The following is a 7,898-nucleotide window of genomic DNA, read 5'->3' on the forward strand; positions in this document are numbered from 1 at the left end:
GCACTGATGGCTCACATATTCATTACGGGCGTCAGTTCGGGCATCGGGCTGGCACTGGCCAGGTTACACCTGGAGCGGGGCGATGAGGTCTGGGGTATTTCGCGACGGGTACCAACGGCGCTGCTGGAGCACCCACGCATGCATTTCCGGGCGCTGGATCTTTGTGCGGGCGAGGCTGTCCAGCCTGTTCTGCAGGCCTTCATCGGTGAGACGACGTTCGAAACGGCCTACCTTAATGCCGGAACATTCGGCAGCGCGCCGGAGCTTGCGAGCAATACGCCAGTGGAGTCCTTCCGCTCGGTGCTGGAGCTCAACCTGGTGGCGGTGAAATGGGTGCTTGACCTGCTGCTGTGCCGACAGGCCAAGGTTAGCCAGGTGGTGTTCTCGGCCTCGGTTTCAGGCATTCGTCAGCGCGCAGGCATGCTTTCCTACAGTGTCTCCAAGGCCGCCCTCAACGCCCTGGCCAAGGTCTACCAGCTGGAGAATCCGCAGGTGTTCTTTGCGGTGCTGGGGTTATGCAATGTCGCCACCACGGTGGCGCAAACCATCCTGCAGGCCGACGAGCGCTTTCCCGAACTGGTGGCCTTGCGAGAGCGCTCGACGCAGCCGGGGTACATCGTCAGTGCGCAACAACGCGCCGCGCAAATCGTCGAACTGCTTGGTCGACGTCACGCGATCGCGCTGCAATCAGGACAATTCTACGAAGTCAGAGCGCTTCTCGAACGCATGCACATGGAGGTTTGCCAATGAATCAATCCCGTTACGCCAACATCGTCCGGATCGGCGCTGTATATGACATCGTCGCCACCCTGCCATTTGCCGTTCCACTGCTGAGTGCCTGGGCATTCCAGCTTTTTGCCGGGCTCGATGCCTGGCTTGGCCTGGGGACGTCCTTCAGTGTGCTCGACCCAACCTCGATGTTCTTCATCAATCTAGGCGCCCTGGCTTATGTCATCTGGGGTGTGGCGCGCCTGCGCGAACCTTCGGTGGCCAATGGTCGGCTCGATGCGCTGCTGCGTCTATTGGTCGTCGGTCTGCAGATGGTGGCTCTGAGCCAGGGAGCGACGCCGATCCTTTGGGGGCTGGCGGTGGTTCTTTCGGTTTTCGCGGTATTGCAGTTGCGCAGACCGAACCATGCCGTCAGTGCCGGACCGGAAAAACGCGCGCTGGGCTATTGAATGGCTGGGCCCGGGCTGCCTGCGCCCGGGCCTCGATGCTACGCCTTGTTCAGGTACATCCGTGTCGTCAGCAGGTATACCGGCAATCCCGATACCAGGATCAGCAGCGCCGCGTAGGGCGCGGCGGCCGCGAACTCGACATTGGCAGTGTGCGCCCAGACTTCCGTGGCCAGGGTGGTCATGCCGGTCGGGCTGAGCAGCAAGGTCGCGGTCAGCTCCTTCATGGCATCCAGGAACACCAGGGCGAAGGCCGCAGCCAGGGCCGGGAAGATGATCGGTAGCGTGACCCGGCAGAATGCCGCGAAGCTGCTGGCGCCCAGGGTGCGGGCGGCTTCCTCGAGCGTTGGCGAGGCCTTGTTCAGCGCTGTGCGCACTGGCGCCTGGGCCAGCGGCAGGAAGAGCAGGGCGTAGGCCAGGATCAGCAGCGCAGTGGTCTGGTAGAGCGCTGGCACGTAGTGCAGGGCGAAGAACACCAGGGTCAGTGCGATCACCAGGCCGGGAAGCGCATGCAGCAGGTAGGGCAGGCGTTCGGCCCAGATCGCCAGGCGGCCTTTATAGCGCACCACCAGGAAGCTGATCGGCAATGCCAGCACTACGCAGAAGCCAGCACCGCCCAGCGATACCGACAGGGAGGTCAGCAAGGCCTTGCCGATCGCCGCCGCCGGGAAGGCTGCCGACGAGCCGACACTCAGCCAATAGCCAAGCATGGCCAGCGGAATGCCGCTGCCCAGCACCGCCAGCCCGAGACAGAACAGCTGTGCCGGCAGGCTCCAGCCTTTGAGGCGCAAGGGCTGTGCCCGACGCGCCACGCCCTGGCCGATGCGCACGTGGCGGGCCTTGCCGCGCACGCGCAGCTCCAGCCAGAGCATCACCAGGCACAGTGCGAGCAGCACAGCCGAGAGCATTGCGGCGTTGGCGTTGCTGAACTCCAGTTCGAACTGCTGGTAGATCGCCGTGGTGAAGGTCTGCAGGCCGAGGATCGACAGTGCGCCGAACTCCACCAGCATGTGCAGGGCGATCAGCAGCGCGCCGCCGAGCATGGCGGGCCACAGCAATGGCAGGGTGACCTTGAGGAACACGCCCCAGCGGCTGCAACCGAGGGTGCGCGCCGACTCCTCCAGCGAGGTGTCGAGGTTGCGCAAGGTTGCCGCCACCGGCAGGAACACCAGCGGATACTTCGACAGCGCCATGACCAGGATCGCCCCGCCGAGCCCTTCGAAGTCCGAGCTCAGCGACACCCAGGTAAAGCTGCTGACGAACGAAGGTACGGCAAACGGCAGGCACAGCACCACGCCCCACAGGCGGCGCCCGCGCAGGTCGCTGCGTTCGAGCAGCCAGGCCAGCGCCAGGCCGACCACCATGCACACCAGGGTGACCCCCACCATCAGCAGCAAGGTGTTGCGCAGCAACCCCCACACGAACGGGCGCCAGAGCAGGCGCAGGGCTTCATGCAAGCCGGCTTCCCAGGCCTTGATGGCGACATACAGCAGTGGCAGCAGGCTCATCGCCACCAGGAACAGCACAGGCAGCACCACCCACACGGAGGGGCGCTTGCGGCGTGGCACGAAGCGTACCAGGGCCGGATCGGGCGCGGCGGCAGTCATCAGAGCAGACCGACCTCACGTTCGAGCTCGATGGCTTCTTCGGCATTGCCAAGGTCGGCCGGGCTGATCGTCGGTGGACGCAGCTCTTCGAACGGCTTCAGGCCGCGATCGGAGACCATGCCTTTGTGCAGGGGATATTCGGCGGTGGTCTGGGTGATCACGCGCTGGCCTTCTTCGCTGGCCATCCAGTTGAGCAGTGCCTGGGCTTCCTTGGGATGCTTGCTGGCCTTGACGGCCGCGGCGCCGGAGATGGTCACCAGGTTGCCGGCGTCACCGTCGGCCAGGTAGTAGAGCTTGGAGTCGAGCTTGCCGCGCTCGCGCTCCAGGGCGTACCAGTAATAGTTATTCACCAGCACGGCAGCGACTTCGCCTTTTTCCACTGCTTTCAGTGCAACCATGTTGTTGGTGTAGGTCTTGCCGAACGCCTTCAGGCCGGTGAGCCATTCTTCGGTGGCTTCGCGGCCGTGCATCTTGAGGATGGCGACGGCCTGCTCCTGGAAGGCGCCACTGGTCGGCACGTAACCGACGCGGCCATCCCACTCGGGATCGGCAAAGTCCATCACGGTGGTGGGGAGGTCTTTCTCGTCGATCTTCTTCGGGTTGTAGACCACCACGCGGGTGCGCGCGGTCACGCCCATCCAGGTGCCGTTGGCGCCCACGTATTCCTTGGGCAGCATGTCCAGCGTGGCGTCGTCGATCTTCGCCAGCAGGCCCAGTTCGCCCAGGTTGTTCAGTGGCGGGGATTCTTCGGTGTAGATGATGTCGGCGGGCGAGCGCGCGCCTTCCTCGATGATCTGGCTGGCCAGCTGATTGCTGCTGCCCTTGCGGATATTGATGTGGATACCGGTCTTGGCCTCGTAGGCCTTGGCGATGGCGTCGCCGATTTCCTTGTGCTGGCCGTTGTACATGGTCAGCGTGACCGGTTCGTCTGCCAGGGCGGCCGGCGCGCCAATCACCAGGCCCAGGACAGCGGCGGCCAGGGTGCGCATCAGCGGTTTCGGGCGGATCGTCATGCGGGTACTTCCTCGCTTACGGCTACATATTTCGAAACAATGGTAAACGAAATCGTTTCTCATGTGGCCGTATGAAGGCAAATAGTCGAGGGGAGGCGGATGCGGGGGCAGTGGGGAGCAAAAATCGCAGGCAAGAAAAAACCCACTAGCAAGCTAGTGGGTTTTTATATGGTGCCCAGGAGAAGACTCGAACTTCCACGACCGTTAAGTCACTGATACCTGAAACCAGCGCGTCTACCAATTCCGCCACCTGGGCAAAGCTTTTACATCTACTGCATGAAACTTGAATCGTGTTGCTGAATGACAGAAAAATCTGCTATCTATCACTCGAAATATTTGGTGCCCAGGAGAAGACTCGAACTTCCACGACCGTTAAGTCACTGATACCTGAAACCAGCGCGTCTACCAATTCCGCCACCTGGGCACACATTTTGTCGAGGTCACATGATGCTTTACATCAGGTTTCATCTCAACTACAACGTCGGCTGTCCGTCGTTGTGGTGCGCACTATACGGATGCCCCTGAGGGCTGTAAAGCCCCGGATCGAAAAAAATTTCAAAAAATTCAAGTTGTTGATTCCAGTGACCTAATGCCGCTGCCGGGGTGCCCCGCAGGGGCTGTCCAAGGCAAAGATTTCCGGTTTCAATACGCCTATGCCAGAATTCCTATCTATATACCCCAAGGTGAACCCCTTCTGATGGCCGATTGGCAATCCCTCGATCCCGAGGCCGCTCGCGAAGCGGAAAAATACGAGAATCCCATCCCCAGCCGTGAGCTGATCCTGCAGCGCCTTGCCGACCGTGGCGAACCCGCCGCGCGCGAGGAGCTGGCGGCAGAGTTCGGTCTGTACGAAGAAGACCAGATCGAAGCCCTGCGCCGCCGTCTGCGCGCGATGGAGCGTGATGGTCAGCTTATCTATACCCGGCGCGGCACCTATGCCCCGGTAGACAAGCTCGATCTGATCTGCGGCCGCGTCTCCGGCCACCGCGATGGCTTCGGCTTCCTGATCCCCGACGACGGCAGCGAAGACCTGTTCCTCAGCCCTGCGCAGATGCGCCTGGTGTTCGACGGCGACCGCGGCCTTGCCCGCGTGTCCGGTGTCGATCGCCGTGGCCGCCGCGAAGGCGTGCTGGTCGAGATCATCTCCCGCGCCCATGAAAGCGTGGTTGGCCGCTACTTCGAAGAAGGCGGCATCGGCTATGTGACCCCCGACAACCCGAAGATCCAGCAGGAAGTGCTGGTGACTGCGGGGCGCAACGGCGGCGCCAAGATCGGCCAGTTCGTCGAGATCAAGATCACCCACTGGCCGACCCCGCGGTTCCAGCCGCAAGGTGATGTGGTCGAGGTGATCGGTAACTACATGGCGCCGGGCATGGAGATCGATGTCGCCCTGCGCAGCTACGACATCCCCCACGTCTGGCCCAAGGACGTGATCAAGGAAGCGCGCAAGTTCCGCTCCGAAGTCGAAGAGAAGGACAAGGAAAAGCGCATCGACCTGCGCCACCTGCCGTTCGTCACCATCGACGGCGAGGACGCCCGCGACTTCGACGACGCCGTCTATTGCGAGCCGCTGGGCAAGCTGCGCCTGTTCTCCGGCGGCTGGCGCCTGTACGTGGCGATCGCCGACGTTTCCAGCTACGTGCGCCTGGGCTCGGCCCTGGACGTCGAGGCCCAGCAGCGTGGCAACTCGGTGTACTTCCCCGAGCGTGTGATTCCGATGCTGCCCGAGGAACTCTCCAACGGTCTGTGCTCGCTGAATCCGCATGTCGATCGCCTGGCCATGGTCTGCGAGATGACCATCAACAAGGCCGGCCAGATGGTCGACTACCAGTTCTACGAAGGCGTGATCCACTCCCATGCGCGTCTGACCTACAACAAGGTCAGCAGCATGCTCGAGCACTCCCGCACCCGCGAGGGCAAGGCCCTGCGCGAGGAGTACAGCGCGGTACTACCGGACCTCAAGCACCTCTACGCGCTGTACAAGGTGCTGGTCGATGCCCGTCATACCCGTGGTGCGATCGACTTCGAAACCCAGGAAACCCGGATCATCTTCGGCGAAGACCGCAAGATCGACGAAATTCGTCCGACCGTGCGCAACGACGCCCACAAGCTGATCGAGGAATGCATGCTGGCGGCCAACGTCGCCACTGCCGAGTTCCTGCAGAAGCACAACGTGCCGTCTCTGTACCGCGTGCACGATGGGCCGCCACCGGAGCGCCTGGAAAAACTGCGCGCCTTCCTCGGTGAGCTGGGTCTGTCGCTGCACAAGGGCAAGGACCCCTCGCCGAAGGACTACCAGGCCCTGCTGGCGAGCATCGCCGGGCGCCCGGACTTCCACCTGATCCAGACCGTCATGCTGCGTTCGCTGAGCCAGGCGGTGTACAGCACCGAGAACAATGGCCACTTCGGCCTGAACTACGAGGCGTACACCCACTTCACCTCACCGATCCGCCGTTACCCGGACCTGTTGGTGCACCGCGCCATTCGTAGCGTGATCCGCTCGAAGATCGACACCCCGCACGTCAAGCGCGCCGGTGCGATGAGCATTCCCAAGGCGCGGATCTACCCGTACGACGAGAACAGCCTCGAGCAGATGGGCGAGCAGTGCTCGATGACCGAGCGCCGCGCCGATGAAGCTACCCGCGACGTGGTCAACTGGCTCAAGTGCGAATACATGCGCGACCGCGTGGGTGAGACTTTCCCAGGCGTGATCACCGCAGTGACCGGTTTCGGCCTGTTCATCGAGTTGACCGACATCTATGTCGAAGGCCTGGTGCACGTCAGTGCGCTGCCGGGCGATTACTACCACTTCGATCCTGTGCACCACCGCCTGGCCGGTGAGCGTACCGGTCGCAGCTTCCGCCTGGGCGACACCATCGAAGTGAAGGTGATGCGCGTCGACCTCGAGCAGCGCAAGATCGACTTCGAACTTTCCGAGGCCGCGATCAAGGCACCGGGCGGCCGCAAGCCGCGTAGCGAATCGGCTGACGCCGGCAAGCCTGCGACCACCAAGGGTGCGGCCAAGTCCGAGCCGGCAGCGGCCACCGAGGCGAGGATCTCGCCCAAGCCGCGCAGTCGCAAGAGCGAAGCTTCTGAAGCCTACTTCCCGAAAGACGCCGTGCAGCGCAACGCCGAAGTGCGCAAGAGCCGCGAGATGAAGAAGGCGCTGATGGGGGATGCGCGGCAGCACACCAGCAGCAAGGCCGAGAAGGGCAGCAAGGCTGCGGGCAAGACCAAGCATCGCAAAGGCCCGTCGAAGTCCGGCGCGCCACGTAAGGGCAAGAGCGGCAAGTCATGAGTCAGCTGGAAAAAATCTACGGCGTCCATGCCGTGCAGGCGTTGCTGCAGCACCATCCCAAGCGGGTCAAGCAGATCTGGTTGTCGGAAGGGCGGAGCGAGCCGCGTCTTCAGGCGCTGCTGGCGCTGGCTGCAGAAAACCGCGTTGCGGTCGGCCAGGCCGAGCGCCGTGAGCTGGACGCCTGGGTCGAGGGCGTGCACCAGGGTGTGGTCGCCGAGGTGAGCCCAAGCCAGGTGTGGGGCGAGGCGATGCTCGAGGAGTTGCTCGAGCGCACCGAGACGCCGCCGCTGATCCTGGTGCTCGACGGTGTCACCGACCCGCACAACCTCGGCGCCTGCCTGCGCACCGCCGATGCTGCGGGCGCAACTGCCGTGGTGATTCCCAAGGACAAGTCGGCCACGCTGACAGGCGTGGTGCGCAAGGTCGCCTGTGGCGCTGCCGAGGTGATCCCGCTGGTGGCCGTGACCAACCTGGCGCGCACCCTGGAGAAACTCCAGCAGCGCGGCCTGTGGGTGGTCGGCACTGCTGGCGAAGCGGAGCAGGAGATCTACCAGCAGGACCTCACCGGTCCGCTGGTGATGGTCATGGGCGCAGAAGGCAAGGGCATGCGCCGCCTGACCCGTGAGCATTGCGACTTCCTGGTGAAGCTGCCGATGGCTGGTAGTGTCAGCAGTCTGAACGTCTCGGTGGCGACCGGGGTTTGCCTGTTCGAGGCGGTGAGGCAGCGTCAGGCCACGCGTTGAGGGTCTGAAGCGGCGGTGATGCTTTCGCGGGCAAGCCCGCGAAAGCATCACCGCCGCGTTCA

6 protein-coding genes and 2 tRNA genes are annotated in these 7,898 nt (G+C 63.3%); 4 read left to right on the forward strand and 4 right to left on the reverse strand.

Translation table 11 applies throughout. The annotated features are described in order from the left end of the window. The first annotated feature begins 6 nt into the window (after positions 1-6). Positions 7-750: an SDR family oxidoreductase gene (locus APH44_RS13545; RefSeq protein WP_172964809.1), complete on the forward strand. Its 744-nt coding sequence runs from the start codon at positions 7-9 to the stop codon at positions 748-750. Further along, entirely contained in the window at positions 747-1,178 is a 432-nt protein-coding gene (locus APH44_RS13550; RefSeq protein ID WP_054893195.1) for a hypothetical protein, read from the forward strand. The genes APH44_RS13545 and APH44_RS13550 overlap by 4 nt, the downstream gene beginning before the upstream one ends. 38 nt (positions 1,179-1,216) lie before the next feature. On the opposite strand, the gene APH44_RS13555 is transcribed toward APH44_RS13550, so the two are convergent. From APH44_RS13555 to APH44_RS13570, 4 genes are all read right to left on the reverse strand, one after another. Continuing rightward, entirely contained in the window at positions 1,217-2,782 is a 1,566-nt protein-coding gene (locus APH44_RS13555; RefSeq protein ID WP_054893196.1) for an iron ABC transporter permease, read from the reverse strand. Then, entirely contained in the window at positions 2,782-3,795 is a 1,014-nt protein-coding gene (locus tag APH44_RS13560; RefSeq protein WP_054893197.1) for an extracellular solute-binding protein, read from the reverse strand. Before APH44_RS13560 ends, APH44_RS13555 begins: the two co-directional genes overlap by 1 nt. 169 nt (positions 3,796-3,964) lie before the next feature. After that, positions 3,965-4,051, reverse strand: a tRNA-Leu gene (locus APH44_RS13565). An 81-nt stretch (positions 4,052-4,132) separates the two neighbouring features. Then, positions 4,133-4,219 (reverse strand) — tRNA-Leu (locus APH44_RS13570). A 273-nt stretch (positions 4,220-4,492) separates the two neighbouring features. On the opposite strand from APH44_RS13570, the gene rnr reads away from it, so the two are divergent. Both rnr and rlmB read left to right on the forward strand, forming a co-directional pair. Continuing rightward, positions 4,493-7,093 carry a ribonuclease R gene (gene rnr, locus APH44_RS13575; protein ID WP_054893198.1) on the forward strand — a complete coding sequence of 867 codons (2,601 nt, stop codon included), beginning with the start codon at positions 4,493-4,495 and terminating at the stop codon, positions 7,091-7,093. Then, entirely contained in the window at positions 7,090-7,836 is a 747-nt protein-coding gene (gene rlmB / locus APH44_RS13580; RefSeq protein ID WP_054893199.1) for a 23S rRNA (guanosine(2251)-2'-O)-methyltransferase RlmB, read from the forward strand. The genes rnr and rlmB overlap by 4 nt, the downstream gene beginning before the upstream one ends. The last annotated feature ends 62 nt before the right edge of the window (positions 7,837-7,898 follow it).

Origin of the sequence: Pseudomonas sp. NBRC 111143, from assembly GCF_001320965.1 — a bacterium.
GTDB classification, from domain to species: Bacteria; Pseudomonadota; Gammaproteobacteria; order Pseudomonadales; family Pseudomonadaceae; genus Aquipseudomonas; species Aquipseudomonas machongensis.